The 18912-nt window shown below is 68.6% G+C and carries 19 protein-coding genes; 15 read left to right on the top strand and 4 right to left on the bottom strand.

The features are described from left to right. The first annotated feature begins 92 nt into the window (after positions 1-92). From LTT66_RS35450 to LTT66_RS35435, 4 genes are all read left to right on the top strand, one after another. Entirely contained in the window at positions 93-1037 is a 945-nt protein-coding gene (locus LTT66_RS35450) for a helix-turn-helix domain-containing protein (RefSeq protein WP_233062822.1), read from the top strand. Positions 1038-1130: 93 nt separating this feature from the next. Further along, on the top strand, positions 1131-2075 hold the full coding sequence (locus tag LTT66_RS35445) for a helix-turn-helix domain-containing protein (protein ID WP_233062821.1): 945 nt from the start codon (positions 1131-1133) through the stop codon (positions 2073-2075). Positions 2076-2277: 202 nt separating this feature from the next. After that, positions 2278-2937, top strand: a complete 660-nt coding sequence (locus LTT66_RS35440) for a TetR/AcrR family transcriptional regulator (RefSeq protein WP_233062820.1) — start codon at positions 2278-2280, stop codon at positions 2935-2937. Beyond that, complete coding sequence (locus LTT66_RS35435) at positions 2919-3500, top strand: Rv1733c family protein (protein WP_233062819.1); 582 nt, start codon at positions 2919-2921, stop codon at positions 3498-3500. The genes LTT66_RS35440 and LTT66_RS35435 overlap by 19 nt, the downstream gene beginning before the upstream one ends. Before the next feature lie 216 nt (positions 3501-3716). Here the strand turns inward: LTT66_RS35435 and LTT66_RS35430 are convergent, their stop codons facing one another. Beyond that, the gene (locus LTT66_RS35430) at positions 3717-5267 is read right to left on the bottom strand and encodes an acyl-CoA carboxylase subunit beta (protein ID WP_233062818.1); all 1551 of its coding nucleotides are present in this window, start codon (positions 5265-5267) and stop codon (positions 3717-3719) included. A gap of 607 nt (positions 5268-5874) precedes the next feature. On the opposite strand from LTT66_RS35430, the gene LTT66_RS35425 reads away from it, so the two are divergent. Genes LTT66_RS35425 through LTT66_RS35410 form a run of 4 tightly spaced genes read left to right on the top strand, consistent with a single transcriptional unit; the run spans position 5875 to position 9946 of the window. After that, a complete protein-coding gene (locus LTT66_RS35425; RefSeq protein WP_233062817.1) occupies positions 5875-6819 on the top strand; it encodes a transcriptional regulator in 945 nt (314 codons plus the stop codon). A gap of 57 nt (positions 6820-6876) precedes the next feature. After that, entirely contained in the window at positions 6877-7827 is a 951-nt protein-coding gene (locus LTT66_RS35420; protein WP_233062816.1) for an acyl-ACP desaturase, read from the top strand. 29 nt (positions 7828-7856) lie between these two features. Continuing rightward, on the top strand, positions 7857-8852 hold the full coding sequence (locus LTT66_RS35415; protein ID WP_233062815.1) for an alpha/beta hydrolase: 996 nt from the start codon (positions 7857-7859) through the stop codon (positions 8850-8852). A 41-nt stretch (positions 8853-8893) separates the two neighbouring features. After that, positions 8894-9946 (top strand): LLM class flavin-dependent oxidoreductase, encoded by a 1053-nt coding sequence (locus tag LTT66_RS35410; RefSeq protein WP_233062814.1) that lies wholly within the window; start codon positions 8894-8896, stop codon positions 9944-9946. On the opposite strand, the gene LTT66_RS35405 is transcribed toward LTT66_RS35410, so the two are convergent. Further along, entirely contained in the window at positions 9947-11011 is a 1065-nt protein-coding gene (locus LTT66_RS35405; protein WP_233062813.1) for a fused (3R)-hydroxyacyl-ACP dehydratase subunits HadA/HadB, read from the bottom strand. Positions 11012-11054: 43 nt separating this feature from the next. Beyond that, the gene (locus LTT66_RS35400) at positions 11055-11666 is read right to left on the bottom strand and encodes a YdcF family protein (protein ID WP_233062812.1); all 612 of its coding nucleotides are present in this window, start codon (positions 11664-11666) and stop codon (positions 11055-11057) included. 358 nt (positions 11667-12024) lie between these two features. On the opposite strand from LTT66_RS35400, the gene LTT66_RS35395 reads away from it, so the two are divergent. Next, positions 12025-13224, top strand: a complete 1200-nt coding sequence (locus LTT66_RS35395) for an esterase/lipase family protein (protein WP_233062811.1) — start codon at positions 12025-12027, stop codon at positions 13222-13224. Between the two features lie 527 nt (positions 13225-13751). Here the strand turns inward: LTT66_RS35395 and LTT66_RS35390 are convergent. Beyond that, positions 13752-14168, bottom strand: a complete 417-nt coding sequence (locus LTT66_RS35390) for a nuclear transport factor 2 family protein (RefSeq protein WP_181723527.1) — start codon at positions 14166-14168, stop codon at positions 13752-13754. Between the two features lie 122 nt (positions 14169-14290). Between LTT66_RS35390 and LTT66_RS35385 the strand changes: the two genes are divergently transcribed. The 6 genes from LTT66_RS35385 to LTT66_RS35360 all read left to right on the top strand — a co-directional run bounded on the left by LTT66_RS35385 (position 14291) and on the right by LTT66_RS35360 (position 18881). After that, the gene (locus LTT66_RS35385; protein WP_181723528.1) at positions 14291-14857 is read left to right on the top strand and encodes a PadR family transcriptional regulator; all 567 of its coding nucleotides are present in this window, start codon (positions 14291-14293) and stop codon (positions 14855-14857) included. An 80-nt stretch (positions 14858-14937) separates the two neighbouring features. Beyond that, positions 14938-15231, top strand: coding sequence for a hypothetical protein (locus LTT66_RS35380; RefSeq protein ID WP_233062810.1), 294 nt, complete (start codon positions 14938-14940; stop codon positions 15229-15231). A 98-nt stretch (positions 15232-15329) separates the two neighbouring features. After that, complete coding sequence (locus LTT66_RS35375; RefSeq protein WP_233062809.1) at positions 15330-15962, top strand: VOC family protein; 633 nt, start codon at positions 15330-15332, stop codon at positions 15960-15962. A gap of 119 nt (positions 15963-16081) precedes the next feature. Beyond that, complete coding sequence (locus tag LTT66_RS35370; RefSeq protein WP_332909705.1) at positions 16082-16696, top strand: hypothetical protein; 615 nt, start codon at positions 16082-16084, stop codon at positions 16694-16696. A 620-nt stretch (positions 16697-17316) separates the two neighbouring features. Beyond that, positions 17317-17727, top strand: coding sequence for a YciI family protein (locus tag LTT66_RS35365; protein ID WP_233062807.1), 411 nt, complete (start codon positions 17317-17319; stop codon positions 17725-17727). Continuing rightward, positions 17724-18881, top strand: coding sequence for an RNA polymerase sigma factor (locus LTT66_RS35360; protein WP_233062806.1), 1158 nt, complete (start codon positions 17724-17726; stop codon positions 18879-18881). The genes LTT66_RS35365 and LTT66_RS35360 overlap by 4 nt, the downstream gene beginning before the upstream one ends. The last annotated feature ends 31 nt before the right edge of the window (positions 18882-18912 follow it).

Here is an 18912-nt window from a genome sequence, read left to right as displayed (position 1 = left end):
TGATCTTGCGGATGTGCTTACACCTGCGCATTCACTGCGATTCGGCGGGTGCGGTGCTGGAGTGTGGGCCCGGCGCATGCGAGACTCGGTACATGCGTGCTTCGGTAGTGCGGTCTCAAAACGAATCCATCGCTCGCGCAACGACTCCGGTTGCGGAGGGCGGCCCGACCGCCTTACGGATGATCCTCGGCGGGCGGATGCGGCGGTTGCGTGAGGCGCGCGGTATCTCGCTCGAGGAAGCGGGCGAGGCGATCCGCGGCTCGCACTCCAAGATCAGCCGATTGGAGTTGGGGCGTACCGGTTTCCGGGAACGGGACCTGGTCGATCTGCTCGCGCTCTACGGCGTCACCGACGACGAGGAGTGCGCCGAGTTCAAGCGCCTGGCCAAGCAGGCGAACACCTCGGGATGGTGGCATCGCGACACCGACTGGCTGCCGAAGTGGTTCGACACCTATCTCGGGCTGGAACACGCCGCGCAGCTGATCCGCTGCTACGAACCGCGGGTCATCCCGGAGCTGCTGCAAACTCCCGACTACGCCCGCGCACTGTTCGTGCTCGCGCATCCGCACGAGGACGAGGAGTCCATCGAGCGGCGCGTGGCCCTGCGTATACGCCGCCAAGAGATCCTGACCAGGCCGGACCCGCCCCAGATGTGGCTGATCATCGAGGAAGCCGCGCTGCGGCGCAGGATCGGCGGATCGCAGGTGTGGCTGGCCCAGCTGGAGCACCTGCTCCGGGCGGCGGAGGCGCCGAACATCACGGTACAGGTGCTCGCCGACCATGTCGGCGGCCCCGCGCTGGCCGACGGCGCGTTCACCATGCTGCGCTTCGCCGAGGCGGATCTGCCCGACATCGTGTATCTCCAGCAGCTCACCGGCGCGCTGTACCTGGACAAGGAGGCCGACCTCGCGGCGTACCGCGCGGTGGCGAATCTGCTGTCGGTGCACGCCGCGCCGCCGGAGTACACCCGGGAACTCGTCGCGGCCTTGCGCGAGCGCGAGCCGCACGTCGTGGAGCAGCCCTCGGGTCGATTCTGACCGGTATGCCCGACCTGGTCGAACCCGAATACCCGTCCGTACAGGGACTTTCGTCCATAGCTAACGACTGGGTGTGCATGGCAGACTCGGGGCATGCGTGCTTCGAAGCCCCGACAGGACACCGGGTCGGCCGGTGCCGATCCCGTGTCCGGTGGCGGGCCCACGGTCCTGCGCATGGTCCTGGGTGGTCGCCTGCGCCGGCTGCGCGAGTCCCGCGGCCTCACCCGGGAAGACGCGGGCGAGGCCATTCGCGGGTCGCACTCGAAGATCAGCAGGCTGGAACTCGGGCGCACCGGCTGCCGGGAACGTGATCTGGTCGACCTGCTCGACCTCTACCGGGTGACCGATCCGGAGGAACGCCAGCGATACCTGGAACTGGCCAGGCAGGCGAACACGTCTGGCTGGTGGGCGCGGGACAACGACTGGCTGCCGAAGTGGTTCGACACCTACTTGGGACTGGAACAGGCGGCGCGCCGGATCCGCAGCTACGAACCGCGGGCGGTCCCGGAGCTGCTGCAGACGCCGGAGTACGCCCGCGCGCTGCTCACCCTGTCCCATCCGGGCGAGCCGGAGGAGTCGATCGAGCGTCGTGTCGCGCTGCGGATGCGCAGGCAGGACATTCTCACCGGCCCGCACCCGCCCCAGCTCTGGGTGATCATCGAGGAAGCCGCGCTGCGGCGCAGGATCGGCGGTTCCACCGTCTGGCGCGCCCAGCTCGACCATCTGCTGCGCATGGAGGCCCAGCCGAACATCACCGTCCAGATCTTGGCCGACGACGTGGGCGGTCCGGCGCTCACCGACGGGGCGTTCACCATCTTGCGCTTCGCGGAGACCGATCTGCCCGACATCGTCTATCTCCAGCAGCTGACCAGCGCGCTCTATCTGGACAAGATCGCCGACCTGGATGTGTATTACGCGGTGCTGAACCAGCTTCTGGTGCTCGCGCCGCCACCGGAGCATTCCCGCGGGCTGCTCCAGCTCCTGCGCGACGGCGTCGTTCCGACCGTCGACGAACCCGTGGACCGCATGCGGGGATGACCGGGTCCCGCCTCGGCGGGATACCGCTGCGCGCTTGCGGGGGATCGGCCGCCGGCTGAAACGCCGGGCGTGACACGCCGGGCTCCGCCTCGGCCCGGTGATTCGACCTGTCCGGATCGGGCATTTCCTCGGCGAGGTGATGCGCATGCCGGGGTCGGGCAAAGTATTGTCCCATCGGGACAATAAGAGGTATCATGTGCTCATGGGCGACGACGGTGTCGGTCTGGACGGTCGTCGGCTGCGCACTCGGCGCAGCCGTGAGGCGCTGTCGCGCGCGGCGTTCGACCTGCTCACCGAGCGCGGACTGGACGCGGTGGCCGTCGAGGACATCGCGCTGCGCGCCGGTGTCACCCGGCGCACGTTCAGCAGGCATTTCGCCTCCATAGAGGCGGCGATTCTCGGCGATGTCGATCAGGACGTCCATCTGTTCAACGGGGCGCTGCGCCGCCGTCCCCCGGCCGAACCGCCCCTGATCGCCTATCGCAACGCCGTCCACGACTGGCTCGCCGCCGAGTACGGTGGCGCCCGCGCCGCGCTGCTGGCGCGCCGCTGGGCACTGTTCCAGCGCTTCGACGACGAACCCGAACTGTTCGCCGGTTATCAGCGCATTCGCATCGACGGGCAGCGCGAATCGGTGCGGATCATCGCGCAGCGGCTCGGCGTCGATCCGCTGACCGATCCACGTCCGGCCGTCGCTGTCGGCGCCGGTGCGGGCATGCTGCTCGCGGCGCTGCAGAGCTGGGCCGCGGGCCCGGATCCGATGGGTCTGCCCGGCCTCGTCGAAGAGTTCTTCGACACCCTCGTCATCCTCACCGCCGAATCCCGTAACGAGGAGTCACCGTCATGTCTACCCCGTCGGTGAACATGTACCGCCGGACGTGCCGACGCGTCGGACTGGACCGAAACCCGCTGCGCCGCAGGGAAGACCGGGTGCAGACCGGCGTGGCGGTGCTGCTCGCCCTGGTGTTCCTGATCGTCGTGCCCGTGCTGGCGGTCACCGTCGGAGGACAGGTGTATCGCGTGGAAACGGCCGTGGTGCAAGCCGAGACGGCGCGCTTGCGCCAAGTCGACGCCACCGTGATCGAAGCCGGGAAGGCGCCCCTGTACGCGCCGGTGATACCCGCGCGGGTGTCCTGGAAGGACGCCGAAGGCGTGGAACGCACCGGTGACTATCAATCGACCACGGTGGTGGAGCCGGGTTCCATCGTGCCGATCTGGCTGAACGAAGCCGGTGCGATCGTGGAGCCGCCGTCGGCCACCCAGCCCGCCAGCAAGGCGGTGATGCTCACCGCCGGTGCGGTGTTGGGTGTCTCGGTCGTGCTCGCGGGCAGCTACCTGCTGGTTCGCCGCGGACTCGATCGGCGTCGGCTGCGGCAATGGGAGTCGGAATGGGTGGCCGCCGATCTCACCTGGGGTCACGGCTGAGCCTCGGTGCGGCGTGCCCGCCGGGCAAGGGTAGGGAACAGGCACAGCGGGCACGTCGCGTGCCCGGCCACATCGCGGCGAACGAAGCGGCCCGGCACTGCCTCCGAGATTAAGGCATCGGCGGGCCGGACCGCCCGATTCCCCGGGGGTTACCGGAAATTGCACCACGTAAGCCCAGTTATGTTGTGAAACAACCTAAGGTGCCCGCGGGGCGGCTCAGACCGGGAAGAGGCTGTGCTTGCGCGGGTTCGGTTCGGCGCTCGCCTCTTTCTCGCGCAGCAGGCGCAGCGCGCGGCGAATCTCCAGCCTGGTTTGCGAGGGCTCGATCACCGCGTCGATGTAGCCGCGCTCGGCGGCGATCCACGGTGTGGCGACGGTCGCGTTGTACTGCTCGATCATGAAGTCCCGCGCGGCCGCCCGCTGGTCCGGGGGCATCTCGGCGAGGCGGCGCTTGCCGACGATGCTCACCGCGCTCTCCGCACCCATCACGGCGATGCGCGCCGTGGGCCAGGCCAAGCTGATGTCGGCGCCGAGCTGCTTGCAGCCCATCACCGCGTAACCGCCGCCGTAGGCCTTGCGGACCACGACGGTCACGATGGGGACGGTCGCCTCGATCACCGCGCGGAAGAACCGCCCGCCGCGCTTGATCACCCCGCTGCGCTCCTCCTCCACGCCGGGCAGCACACCGGGGGTGTCCACGACGAAGATCAGCGGCAATCCGAAGACGTTGCACAGCCGGATGAAATGCGTCGCCTTGTCCGAGCACTTCGCGTCGATGGCGCCGCCGAGTACGAGGGGCTGGTTCGCGATCACCCCGACGCTGCGCCCGTCCACCCTGGCGAAACCGGTGATCAGGTTCTGCGCGGTGGCCGCGCTGATCTCGTGGAAGTCGCCGTCGTCGAACAGGCGCAGCAGGATCTCGTGCATGTCGTAGCCCTCCCGATCGGAATCGGGCACTATCGAGTCCAGTTCCAGATCGTGTGGCGTGACCTGCGGCTCCAGCCCCGGGTTGACGACCGGGCCCTGCTCCAGGCAGCTCGACGGCAGATAGCTCAAATAGGTCTTGGCCCAGTCGAACGCCTCCTGCTCGGTGGCGGCGACGTGGTGGATGGTGCCGTTGGCGGCCTGCGCCTGCGCGCCGCCCAGCTCCTCCATGGTCACCTCCTCGCCGGTGACCTCCTTGATCACCTCGGGGCCGGTGACGAACATGTACGACTTCTCGGTCGCGATCAGGATGTCGGTGTTCACCGGTGCGTAGACCGACCCGGCCGCACACTTGCCCAGCATGATCGACACCTGCGGCACGAAGCCCGACAGCCGCTCCTGGCGGCGGCTCATCAGCGCGTACCAGGCCAGGGAGGTGACCGCGTCCTGGATGCGGGCGCCACCGGAGTCGTTGATGGCGACCACCGGGCAGGCGTTGGCCGTGGCGAAATCCAGCGCCTTGGCGACTTTGCGGCCGAACATCTCACCGACCGATCCGCCGAAAACGGTCTGATCGTGCGCGATCACCACGACAGGTCTGCCGTCGATCCGGCCCCGGCCGGTGACCACACCGTCGCCGTACATGGCTCCGGAGGTGCCGGGCTGGCGCACCAGGGCGCCAATCTCGACAAAACTGCCCGGGTCCAGCAGTGCGCGCACCCGTTCCCGCGCGCTGGGGATGCCCTTACTCTTGCGTTTCGCGATGCCGGCCTCGCCGGCTGGTTCCTCGGCAAGCTCCAGCAGTCCCCGCAGCTCGTCCAGCTTTTCTCGCGTACCGCTCATTTATGGTGTAGTCCTTCGAACTCGTCGCGACGCCGTGCGGCAGCGCGGCGTTCGATGCTATCGGCGGTGCTGTCCGCCGCACAGGCGTTCAGAAGATCTCATGGGACACCTCACAGGTTTACTCTCCTGGCTCTCGGCGCATGACACCGGTACCCTCTGCCGGGGCGCGGACACGATTTGTGCGAGGTCCCAATCGCGGGCACAAGTGCCGATGAACCGTCCCGAGGGCCTCGGCGGGGGCTTCTCAGGGCGGGGCGGACGGATCTAGGGTGGTCTCGACGCAGCGCCGGAAATGCGCGGACGGCGCTGCGTCACATATTTCACAGATCGGTGCGTTCGAGACGGCCGGGTTCGATCCGATACTCCGGGAATCGGTGCGTCCGCGACGGCCAGGGCCGGATCCGAAAACCGCGGTGCCGCAGCAGCTCTCTCCGTGCCCGGCTCGGCCCTCCCGAAATCGCTTCGAACGCTTGTGATTCCGCCCAACGGGTCGGGCGCCCGCTGATGACTTACCTGATTCGGCCGAACATATCTCGATTCCATCACGATCCGTCGCTAACCTTCGGGAGGCATGATGGGCAGGCAGCCGAGAACGAGTACCGAGACGTTGACATCGAAACTCGTCGAACACCTGGCGGAGCATTCCGGCCACGACGCGTCCGGCGATGTCGCGGCCACCGCGCGGAACTGTTTGGCGGCCGCCGTCGAACTGCTGGCTCCGCGTCCGGCGCCCGCGGCGGTTCGGCCACCGGAAATCGCCGGTTTCGCCTCGCGCTGGGCGCGGGAGGGCATCGCGCTGGAAACGGTGCTCGGCGCGTATCACGACGAAATCCGCAACGGTTTGGAATTCCTCGCCGACGAGGTCGCCGGCGAGCAGACCGATCAATTTCTCGCGGGTGCCCGGCTGGCGGTGCACGTCTTGGAAATGGTGACCGTGGCGGCGTCGACCGCCTATGTGGACGAGCACCGCGCGGTCGCGCGGGAGCATCAGACCGCGGCCCAGACGTTGGTCTCCGCCCTGCTCGGTGGACACGCGGTCGGTGAACTGGCGAGGGCGACGGGCATTCCGATCGCCCGGTCGTACCAGGTGGTGGCGCTGGGCATTCCGGCGCACCCGGACGAGCGAAGACCCGGCGCGGGGGCGGACGCGGCCCGGCGCAAACTCCGCCGGGTCCAGGCCGCGCTGGCCGATCCGCTCGGCTCCCGGGCGTTGTCGGTGCTGTCCGCCGCGGGCGGCACGGTGCTGGTGCCGATCGACGAGGCGCCCGCCCGCACCGGCATGTTCAGCATGACCGAGGACGTGCTGGCCATCGTCGGCGAGGCCGCCGAGGTGCCGCTGACCGCCGCGGTGGCCGCCGGGCGCACCGCGCGCATCCCCGAACTGGCCGGCCGCGCCCACGACCTGCTGGACCGGTTGCGGGCGGCGGGCAGGCCCGCTGGGCTGTATCAGGTGGCCGACGCGGGCGAGACCGCAGGTTGTGAGCTGCCCCAGCCTGGTCACATGACCATCGTCACCGCGCCCAACGATCACGTAATCGGCCGGTCGGCCTGACCTTTCGCGGGTATCGTCGACTGTGCCCTGATCTCGAGGGTGAGCAAAGGAGTGCGAGTGTCCACCGCGTTGTCCGATCGCGATATTCTGCGCGAACTCGAGCCCACCGCCGAACGCCTGCTCAATGATCATCTGCGCAAGGCGAAGTCATGGAATCCGCACGATTACGTGCCCTGGGACGACGGGCGCAATTTCGCGGCCCTCGGCGGAATTGAGTGGGAGCCGGGGCAATCCGGGCTTTCCGAGGTCGCGCAGACCGCGATGATCACCAATCTGCTCACCGAGGACAATCTGCCGTCCTATCACCGGGAGATCTCGGAATCGTTCTCCCTGGACGGAGTGTGGGGCACCTGGGTCGGCCGGTGGACCGCCGAGGAGAACCGCCACGCCATCGTGATGCGCGACTATCTGGTCGTGACGCGCGCGGTCGATCCGGTGCTGCTCGAGCAGGCGCGGATGGCGCACATGACCTCGGGCTTCGCGAAACCCGACACGGGGCAGATATTCCTGCGTTCGGTGGCTTACGTCACACTGCAGGAGCTGGCGACCAGGATCAGCCACCGGAACACCGGAGCGGCCTGCGAGGAACCCATCGCCGAGCGTATGCTGCAGCGTGTCGCCGCCGACGAGAACCTGCATATGATCTTCTACCGGAACATCAGCGCCGCGGCCCTGGACCTGGTGCCGAACGCAGCGCTACGCGCGATCACCAGCGTGGTCACCCGCTTCCAGATGCCCGGACTGACCCAGCCGAACTTCCGGCGCAACGCGGTGCTGCTGGCCGAACACGGCATCTACGACCTGCGTCAACATCTCGACGTGGTAGTGCGTCCGGTGCTACGCGCGTGGCGCGTCTTCGAACGGACCGATCTGACCGGCGACGGTGAACGCGCCCGCGACGAGCTGCACGCCTACCTGGACGATCTCGAGATCCGGGCGCGGCGGTTCGAGGAGCGGCGCGAACGCGCGGCGGCCAGACGAGCGGAACGGGCTGCCGCGGCAGGATGAATCTGCGCGTACCGATCACCGTGGCGGCGATGACCCTCATCGCCGTGGCCACCGCTGCCCCCGTGCCGGCCGATCCGGTACCGCCCACCCCGCCGCCCGCGGTCGATCCGGCCATGACCCGCACGGGGCTGCTCTCGATCGAGCAGGTCGCTCCCGGGCGGGAACGGCTGTCCATCGCCTCGGCGGCGATGCGCCGGGTCATCACCGTCGAGGTGCTGCGCGGCAGCGGCGAGGCGCCGCGCCCGGTGCTGTATCTGCTCGACGGCGTCGACGGCGACGCCACCTCGGCGTGGCTGACCAAGGGCGGGGCCGCCGAGTTCTTCGCGGACAAACCGGTGGACGTGGTGCTGACCGGCGGCGGCACCGGCAGCATGTACAGCGACTGGGCCCGGCACGACACCGCCTTGGGCCTCAACCGCTGGGAGACGTTCCTCACCACCGAGCTGCCGCCCATCGTGGAATCGCTGCTGCGCACCGACGGACGCCGCGCCATCGCCGGCGTCTCGATGGGCGCGCAGGCGGCGATGATGCTCGCCCAGCGCCATCCCGGCTGGTATCGCGCCGTGGCCGGGATGAGCGGGTGCTATTCCACCGCCGACCCGCTGGGTCACGCGGTCACCACCATCACGGTCGCCTCGCGCGGCGGCAACGTGGACAATCTGTGGGGCCCGCCGACCTCACCGGAATGGGCCGCGCACGACAGCCTGCTGCAAGCGGAAGCGCTGCGCGGCACCGCGATCTACCTCTCGGCGGCCACCGGCGTGCCGACCGGCGCCGATCTGGTGGCGGTCGCGAACTCCCCGACGATCGCGGAGGCGCTGCGGACAGCGGGTGGTGGCGCGGCGCTGGAGGCGGGCGCCCGTGCGTGCACCGAGCGGTTCGTCGCGCGTCTGGACGAGCTGAAGATCCCCGCCACCGTGGAGTACACCGCGGAGGGCATGCACACCTGGCCGGATTTCCAGGCGCAGCTGCCGAAGGCGTGGCGGGTACTGGCCCAGGCGCTGGGCGTGGCCACGTCCTCCTGAGCGGCGCGGAATCAGCGCGGCGCCGGTGCGTTGTAACCACCGTGTCCGCGCCGCTGTCCTCGATCCGGTTCTCCGTCCTCGACCGCTCGCGCGTCCGGCGCGGCGAGAGCCATCCCGCCGCGCTGCGGGAGACCGTCGCGTTCGCCCGGCTCGCCGAGGAGTGGGGCTATCACCGCTTCTGGGTCGCCGAGCACCACAGTGTGCCCGGCGTGGCGGGTTCGGCGCCGACCGTGCTCGCGGCCGCCGCCGCTGCCGAGACCTCCCGGATCCGGATCGGCACGGGCGGGGTGATGCTGCCCAATCACCAGCCGCTGGTGGTCGCCGAACAGTTCGGGGTGCTGGAATCGCTGTATCCGGGACGCATCGACATGGGCTTGGGCCGCTCGGTCGGATTCACCGACGGCGTGCGGCGCGCGCTCGGGCACGACAAGCGCGCCGCGGAGGATTTCGATGCCCAGCTCACCGAGCTGCTGGCCTACTTCACCGAGGGCAGGCAGGGTGTGCACGCCTGGCCCGCCGAAGGGCTGCGGGTTCCGGCGCTCCTGCTGGCCACCGGGTCCGGCGCCGAACGCGCGGCCCGTTTCGGGTTGCCGCTGGTGATCGCCGCGGTCGGCGGCGAAGACCGTATGGTCGAGGCCATCGAGCGCTATCGCGCGCAGTTCCGCCCCTCTCTGCCGGGCGCCGCGCCTTACGTGGTGGTCTCCGGATCGATCGTGATCGCCGACACCACCGCGCAGGCGTACCGGTTGCTGCTGCCGGAGGCGTGGGCGGCCGCCTACTCGCGCACCCGTGGCGAGTTCCCGCCCCTGATCCCGCCCTCGGAGATCGAGTCCCGCACCATGACCGCTCGGGAGCGCCGGATTTTCGACGACGGACTGCACGGCAGCCTCTACGGCACCGAGGACGAGGTCGCCGACCGACTGGAGCGGTTGGTCAGCCGGACCGGCGCCGACGAGATCCTCGTGCACACCAGCACCTACGATCGCGCCGCGCGGCTGGCGTCGCATCGCCGCCTGGCGCTGGTCGCCGGCCTTCTGCGGGAATCGACCGGGGAGCGCGATCGAACCGACGCGCGGCCCGGCACGGCGGCCTGATCAGACGGCGGCCGTAACCGCCCGCGGGAACAGCACTTCGGCGGCGGCGTAGCCGAACAGCTTGCGTCCGTCGGCGTGTGCGTCGACCGCGATGGTCGCTCGCCGCCTGCGCGGATCGGTCGAGGTGACCCGGCCGCGGAACTGGATCGTCCCGGCGCCCAACGGTGGGATGCGCAGGTGGTGGGCATTGTGCGCGAATTGCGCGCGGAATCGGGTGACCGCCGTGGGATCGCCGAGCCAGGAGGTCAGGAACGACGTGGCCAGGCCGAGTTTCAGCATGCCGGGCGCGACCACGGTCGGCAGGCCGCTGGCGAGCGCGACCCGCTCGTCGAACAGCACCGGATTGGATTCGCCGGTCACGCCCGCGTAGTTGACCAGGTCGCCGCGGGACAGCCGCATGGTGCGAACGGGCAGCTCGGTGCCCACGGCGAGATCGGCGAAGTCGATGACCGGTCTCGGCGATCGGCGGGTGGGCGTCGGCGAGAGATAGTCGGCGGCTGCCGGGACGACGGCGCTGCCCCGGGCTCGTCGCGGGGCAGCGGGGACTCGATCGTCCATGGCGACTTTGCGCACCGCGTCGGCCAACCCGGGATCGCGCCCGCCGACGCGGGCGAGCAGCGCGCTGGAACCGGTCTGCACCACGGTGCCGTACTGGTCGATGAGCACGCTCTTGATCGCGAGGACGTCGTAGTCGCCGAAGTGCCGGAACGATTCGAAATAGATGTCACAGGTGAGGCGGTCGCCGGCCACCAACGGCCTGCCGAAGTCGAAAACCTGGTCCGCGTGCAGAATTCGGGTCGGATCGTAGCCGGTGATCAGCGTGTCCAGAATTTCGCGGTGTACCCGGGTGAGGATGATCGAGCTGAACGTGGCGGGCGCGACGAGCCCGGGAAAACCGAGTTCGGCGGCAGCCGACTCGCTTCGATGCGCCGGATGGGCATCTTGGACGGCGCGGGCGAATTCGCGGATCTTTTCTCGTTCCACCTCGTACCGAAAAGTGGAACGGTAACGGTGGTCGATCAGCGACCTCGCCTGATCGGCCGGATTCAGCGCGGTCTCGTTCATGATTGCTCCTGTATTGCGAAACGATGGATGATGGCGGCTCGGGTCAGGCGAGCGGGCCGAACCGCCAGATCTGCGCGGGCACCTGCTCAGGCGTCACGGTGCCGACGACGTGCACCCCGGCGTCGTGGAAGGTGCCCACCGCGCGGTCGATGTGGTCGGCCGAGGTGATCACCACGGCGTCGCGTGCGCCGATCGCCCGCATGAGCGTGGCCGAGCGCGCGGCATTCTGCGCGGTCGTGCCGGCCTCCGGTTCGAGATGGATCCGGGCGGCGGGCATGCCGCGGGCGATCAGCCAGTCGGCCATGGCCCGCGCCTCGGTGACGCCGTTGCGGGCGTTGCCGCCGGTCACGATGATCGGCGAGAGGGGCGCCAGCAGGGCTTGGAGGTATCCGGCGTGCAGCCGGTCGATCAATTCCGGGCGCATGCCGCCGTCGGGCAGCAGGCCGTACCCGAGCACGACGATGGCGGTCACGGGGCCGTGCACCGTCGGTGGTGGCGATGGCGCCGGGACGAACGCCGGTAGGACGGCGGCCGCGGGGCCTGCGTCGGCGGAGCCCGGGCCTTGCGCCGACGCGTGCGGGAGGTGGGTCAGCGCGGCGGCGACCGCGAGTGCGCCCAGCAAGGTGCGGGCGAGGGGAACCAGGGTGGCGGACACGAGATCTCCAAGCGGTTAGCCACCGGATGGCCACCGATGGCTGGGGTGCGGCGTCCATCCATGATGCGGCCGCAGGCCGTTGCGAAACCGTAATCGCTTGGTGATCTGGATAATTCACCGTTTCCGTGCCGCCGACTTGTGCTGTCGTACCTGTCCGGCGAATTGCGCGAATTGTCTTTTCCGCACCGTTTGTGTCGTATCCCTAGCCGCGACAAACGCATTCGTGAGGTCTCCAGATCCATCCGTTCCGCATAGGCGGCCTGGTTTTCCGGTTCTAGCGTTGGCGCAGCTTCGGTGCCGTCTACCAGCGAGAACGGCGCCGTTGGTCGAACACTGTGGTTCTGCAGGAAGGCAACTGATGAAACGAAGTACCTACGGGCGCTCGTCCCTGGCGGCGGTGCTGCTGAGCGTGTCGGTGCTCGCCGTCGGCGCGACCGGTGCGAACGCGGCGCCGGAGGCGCGGCCGAGCGAGCAGCAGTTGGCCGATTACATCGCGGCGGGCCGCAAGGTGGCGCCCGTGGCGGATTCGGGCAGTGCGGGCACCGGCTCGGCGTGCACCTCGGGCAGCGGCGCGGGGTCGGGCAACGGTTCCGGTGACTGCTACGGCGGGTCGGGCAGCAGCTCGGGCTCGGCAGGCGGCTACGCCAGCGACACCGTGGGCTACGGCCCGCCGATGACCTCGTGGCTGGCCGCGTTCGGTTACGGGTTGACTCATCCCGACGTCGCGCCGCCCGGCACCAACGACTGGAATTGCAGGCCGACCGCCGAGCATCCGCGCCCGGTGGTTCTGGTGCACGGCACCTGGATGAACGCCTACAACGGCTTCGCCTACATGGGCCAACCCATCAAAGACGCCGGCTTCTGCACGTACACCTTCAACTACGGCCGGTCGAACCTGCTCGAGGGCGGCGGACTCGGCTCGGTACTGCCCGGCGTGATGGGCACCGGGTACATCCAGGACTCGGCCAAGCAGCTGGCCACCTTCGTCGACCGGGTGCTGGCCGCGACCGGGGCGCCGGAGGTGGACATCGTCGCGCATTCGCAGGGCGGGTCGATGTCGAACTGGTACACCAAGTTCGAGGGCGGCGCCGCCAAGGTGAAGAACCTGGTCACCTACGGCGCCACGCATCACGGCACCAGCCTGATCGGCATCGGTGCGCTGGGCCGGGCGATCAACAACTTCGGTATCGACATCCTCGGTTTCATCGAGATCTTCGTCGGGCACGCCGGTATCCAGCAGACCATCGGCTCGGACTTCGTCAACAAGCTCAACGAGAACGGCGACACCGTTTCCGGCGTCGACTACACCGTCGTCGGCACCCGCTACGACGAGATCACCAATCCCTACGATCTGACCTTCCTGAAGCCCGCGCCCGGCGTGACGGTGCAGAACATCACCCTGCAGGACGGATGCGAGCAGGACGTGTCCGACCACCTCACGATGATGTACTCGCCACGGGCGCTGTCCATCGCGCTGCGTGCGCTCGACCCCGCCGGTCACCCGAATCTGGAATGCACCTTCAACCCGTGGTTGCTCGGCGGCGGAGGCTCGCTGTGATCTCCGGATAGACCTGCTTCCGTCGAGCGGCGTGGCATGTGCCCTTACTTCCACGCTCGCTCGACGGAAGCGCCGCCCGTCACGCGTTTCTGCCCGCCGGACGGAATCCCTCAACCCGCCTCCGTCCCGGCGCGCACGTCCCCGGCGCGTGGCGGTGTGCCCACCGAGCGGACCCTCGCACCCGCCGCTCGGTGGGCATCGGCGTGTTCGGGGGTGTGCCGGAGCGCGTCTACGGCAACGGATGAGATACCTCGGCAGGCGCTGTAATCAATTGCCGCGCTGACGTTTCCGATACGCCCGTCCAACCTCTTCCCGCCGGCGGTCGGAGCGGCAGGCGCGCGCGGCGGTGCAAGTGGCGTGGCGGTGGCGACCACCCTCGGCTACGGAGGGATCCTACTGGCGCCACCGGCGATCGGCTTCGCCGCCGAGGCCGTCGGATTGCCGGGAGCGCTATTGCTCGTGGCCGTTCTCGTGCCCGTCGCCACCGCCGTCGGCCACGCGCTCCGCCGTCATCTATGGCAAGTCGCTCACGCTCCGGTCGCCTCGCGCTCGAGCTGAGCGGTCGCCTCGGACTCGATGCGTGCGAACTGCTCGCCCATACGGGTGGCCAGCGCTTGCGCCGCCGACAGGGGGCGCACCATGACCATGAAGTCGTCGATCTTGCCGTGCTCGTCGAAGTGCAGGAAATCGCATCCCGTCAGCTGCTTGCCGTCGACGGTGGCCTCGAAGACGAAAGCGTGATCGCGACCGCCCGCATCCGCGATCTCACGCACGTATCGGAAGTCTTCGAATACCCGGATCACCGCGCGCAGGATGGCCGCGGTGATCGCCTTTCCCGGGTACGGCTTGAACGCCACCGGGCTGGTGAACACCACATCGTCGGCGAGCAGCGCCTCGATGGCCGCTTCATCACGTGCTTCGACCGCTTCGCGAAAGGGATGCATGCCGCACCTTTCATAGTCAATTTTATGAGTATGTCAATGGAACAGTAGCGAGGTGCACATGCACCGTCCAGAGGGGAGCGCTCAAAAAATTTAATACACATCTCCTGTGTTACCGTGAGTCGGTGGCGCTACGTAACGCGGTGCTCGCCGCGCTCCTGGAGGGCGAGGCGTCCGGATACGACCTGGCCAAAAGCTTCGACGCCTCGGTCGCGAACTTCTGGATGGCCACGCCGCAGCAGCTGTACAAGGAGCTCGACCGGATGGCGACCGACGGACTCATCGAGACCCGGGTCGTCCAGCAGGAACGCCGCCCCAACAAGCGTCTGCACGCCATCACCGCCGCAGGCCGGGCGGCGCTGCACGAATTCATCGCCGAGCCCGCCAAGCCCACCGCCATCCGCGACGAGATGATGGTCAAGGTGCAGGGCATGGACGGCGAGGACGCACCCACCGTCCGCGCCGCCGTCGCGGAGCGAATGGAATGGTCCAAGACGAAACTGGCGCGCTACGAACGCCTGCGGTCGCGGTTACTGGACGGGCGCAGTGAACAGGCGTATCTGGCCGAGGCCGAACGGATCGGCCCGTATCTCACCCTGCTGCGCGGTATCTCGTTCGAGCAGGAGAACATTCGCTGGAGTGCGTTCGCCCTCTCCGTCATCGACCGGCGCATCGCCGCGCAGGCCGAGTAGGGGCACCCCCGAGACCGACTCGGGCTCGGGCGTCCACCGATTCGGGTGACTGCGGCTATGCGTATACGTATACTGCAATTATGTTGGACCCCCTGAGTCTCGCGGTCGGCGCCGGCCTCCTCGGTGCCGGCTGGATATGTGGCCGGTTCGGGCATCGGCGGCGAGTTCGGTCGGGGGAGAAACTTCCCGCGCGCTGCGGTTGCGGCCACGACTTGGCGCTGCACGACCGGGCGACAGGTAAGTGTCACGCCGAGATCTCCCGCAAAGGCACCCACGGCCTGCGAGAGTGGGTCGGCTGCAACTGCCGTCGCTACACCGGCCCGACCCCGCTCGAGGAAGTGTTCGCCTCGCCCCTTCTCCCGCCGGAGTCGTGAACGGACGGAAGCTGATGCGCGGGCGGCCGTCGGCGCGTCGCCACACTGATCAGGAATCGAGAAGCGGCGTGCACCGGGCTGCGCATAGCGTTACTGCCATGAACATCACCACTGACCAGCCCACTATCGAGTCCGTTGTGCTCGAGGTGCCCGACTCCTCGGCCGCCGAGGCCTTCTACGCCGCCGCGTTCGGTCTCGGCGACAAGGTGCGCGTGCGGGCCTCCGAGGCGCCGACGAGCGGGTTCCGCGGCTTCATCCTCTCGCTCGTGGTGTCTCAGCCGAGCACCGTCGACAGCCTCATCGGCACCGCCGTCGACGCAGGCGCGACGACGCTCAAGCCGGCCAAGAAAAGCTTCTGGGGCTACGGCGGCGTCGTCCAGGCTCCGGACGGCGCGATCTGGAAGATCGCGACGTCGGCGAAAAAGGACACCGGCCCGGCCACCCGGGAGATCGATGACTTCGTGCTGCTCCTCGGCGTCGACAACGTCAAGGCGACCAAGCAGTTCTATGTCGACCGTGGCTTGAGCGTGGCGAAGAGCTTCGGCAGCAAGTACGTCGAGTTCGACGCCCCGTCCTCCGCGGTCAAGCTGGCGCTCTACGGCCGCCGTGCCGCCGCCAAGGATGCCGGTGTCTCCCCAGAGGGCAGCGGGTCGCATCGGATCGTCATCGGCGGGGATCTCGGGTCCTTCGCCGACCCGGACGGGTTCGCATGGGAGGCCACCTCCGCCTGAGTCGGTGGCGAGATCGCGGGCCGAAGGGAGTTGGGTAGGCGGGCAGCGGGTGGTCCGGTCTGGCCCTACACTCGACGCACACGCACGCTTTCGACGGAGGTGATCGGCGGTTGAACCCCATGGATCCGCGCGACCAGCACACCGCACGCTATGAATCCGGTTATCAGCCGGGGAATTACCGTGATCCCGGGTACAGCCAAGAGCACGGGTACCGCCAAGATCACGGATACGGCCAGGCTTCCGGGTACGGTCAGGATCCCGGCGCGTATCAGCAGTCCGAATATCCGGACCGGCAGCCTCGGCCGCAGCAGGGGCCGGACGTCAACATCGGCATGTTCGCAGGCGGTGTGATCGCGACGGCGGTGGTCACCGCGCTGGCGGCCTGGCTGTGCGCCTGGATCATCGAGATCATCGCCCACCGGGTGACCGAGAGCGGCAGCTTCGGGGTGTGGAATCCGATGGCCCAGGACGCGTATTGGTTCGCGGTCGTGGCCTTCATCTGCGCGCTGCTGGCCGGAGTGCTGTGGTATCTGCTGCGTCTGGGCACCCCCTCACCGGAACTGTTCTTCAGCTGGATCGTGGGAATCCTCACCGCCGCGGCGGTGATCATCCCACTGGCACTGTCCAGCGACCTCTGGGTGGGTATCTCCACCGGGATCGAACATTTGGTGATCGGGCTCCCGATCTTCAGCTTGGTGCGCATGGTGGGCGCCAAGAGCATCGTGCACCAGTGAGGAACGACCGAGCGGTGTCCGGAACTGGGCAGCGTGCGCACCACCACGAATCGGCTGAGATCAGGTAACCCCGGTACTCGCGCGTGAGCCGGCCTGCGGCAGGGTACAAAGGGCCGATCATCTCGCTCCCGGCGGACCGCCCCAAGCCAGAACGATCTGCCGATCACTCGGCCTGCAGTCGGCGACGCTTGCGTCTGCTGCTGCCCACCACGCAATCGGTAGTACCGATCCCGCAGTTCGAAGTGCGGTCCGCGATCGGCAGGTGGTTCAGGTCCCTGCGGACGACGGGCACGCGCCGCTTCGTGAGCAGGCCGCCGACCGAGCCGCGGGGGACTTCTCCTCCGGTGACCGGTGCACTGGGTGATCGGCGATGAGCCCGGCGCACCCCAACCCCAGGTTTCGAGCGAAGCGAGACCGAGCATGCAAATTAGACACAGCTGCCGGGATACCGCACAGGTGGGCTCGTACGCTGTGGTGCAGGTGCACCCTCGCCACTTCTGTGATCGGCATCACTCCAAAAATGGGTGCGTAATTCCGTCGACGGTGTCGAGAACAGCGCAACGGCTCCGTCCCTGGTGCACGATCGGCCCCAACCGGCCGTACAACCAGAGAAGGAGCTCATGGTGAAGTATCTGCTGCTCAAGCACTATCGAGGTGGCCCGGCCCCGGCAATGGGCCAGCCGCCGATGGATCAGTGGACTCCCGGGGAGGTGGACGCGCACATCCAGTACATGAACGATTTCGCCGCCCGCCTGGAAGAGTCCGGCGAGTTCGTGGACGCGCGGGCACTGGCCCCGGAGGGCACCTTCGTGCGATCCGACGGTGCGGGACGCCCCCCGGTGACCGATGGCCCGTTCGCCGAGACGAAGGACCTCATCGCGGGCTGGATGATCATCGACGTGGAGTCCTGGGATCGAGCGATCGAGTTGGCCGGGGAGCTGTCCGCGGCTCCCGGGGCCGGTGGCGAGCCGATTCACGAATGGCTGGAGGTGCGGCCGTTGCTCACCGAGTCGCCCACGGTGACGGATTGAACGAGCCGCTGCTGCGGGAGCTGGTGCCCGCGGTGATCGGTGTCCTCGTCCGTCGCGGAGCTGACTTCGCCTCGGCCGAGGACGCCGTGCAGGAGGCCGTGATCCGGGCACTCGAGGCTTGGCCGGAAGGACAACCACACAGTCCGAAGGCGTGGCTGATCTCGGTCGCGTGGCGCAAATTCCTCGACGCCGCGCGGGCCGAGACGGCCCGGCGCGAGCGAGAACTCGCGGTGGAGGCCGAACCCACCGGCGGCCCGGTGCCTGCCATGGACGACACACTGCGCTTGTACTTCCTGTGCGCACATCCCACCTTGCCTCCGAGTTCGGCAGTCGCGCTGACCCTGCGCGCGGTCGGCGGGTTGACGACCAGGCAGATCGCGACGGCCTACCTGGTTCCGGAAGCGACGATGGCACAGCGCATCAGCCGGGCCAAACGGCGCATCGCCGGGGTCCGGCTGGAGCAGCCCGGCGACCTGGCGACCGTGTTGCGAGTGCTCTACCTGGTGTTCAACGAGGGATACAGCGGGGATGTCGACCTGGCGGCCGAGGCGATCCGGCTCGGCCGCCAGCTCGCTGCCCTCTCCGAAGAGCCCGAAGCGGCCGGGTTGCTCGCGCTCATGCTGCTGCACCACGCGCGCCGGGACTCGCGCACCGGGCTCGGCGGTCGCCTGGTGCCGCTGGCCGAGCAGGACCGCTCGCTGTGGGACACCGAGCTGATCGCCGAAGGGGTGACGATCCTGCAGACCGCGTTGGCCCGCGACCGGCTCGGCGAGTACCAAGCCCAGGCCGCGATCGCCGCCCTGCACGCCGACGCCCGCACCGCCTCCGAGACGGACTGGGTGCAGATCGTGGAGTGGTACGACGAACTACTGCTCCTCACCGGCAGCTCGATCGTGCGGCTCAATCGTGCCGTGGCGGTGGGTGAAGCCGATGGACCACAGGCCGGCCTCGCCGCGCTCGACGACGTCGACCCCGCCCTGCCGCGGTACATCGCGGTAGCGGCATACCTGTGCGAACGCGCAGGCGATCTCAGCCGCGCCGCCGACCTGTACGCCGAAGCTGCCCGCGCCGCCACCAGTCTGGCCGAACGCGACCACCTCACCCGCGAAGCAGCGCGCGTACGGCACCATCTGCGGACCGCACCACCGCCATGAGGTCACCGGGCATCTCGCGGATCATCCGACG

The organism is Nocardia gipuzkoensis (assembly GCF_021183645.1).
In the GTDB taxonomy this organism is placed as follows: Bacteria; Actinomycetota; Actinomycetes; order Mycobacteriales; family Mycobacteriaceae; genus Nocardia; species Nocardia abscessus.
Note: the sequence above shows the minus strand (reverse complement) of the source record. Positions and strands in the feature narration are given on the sequence as shown.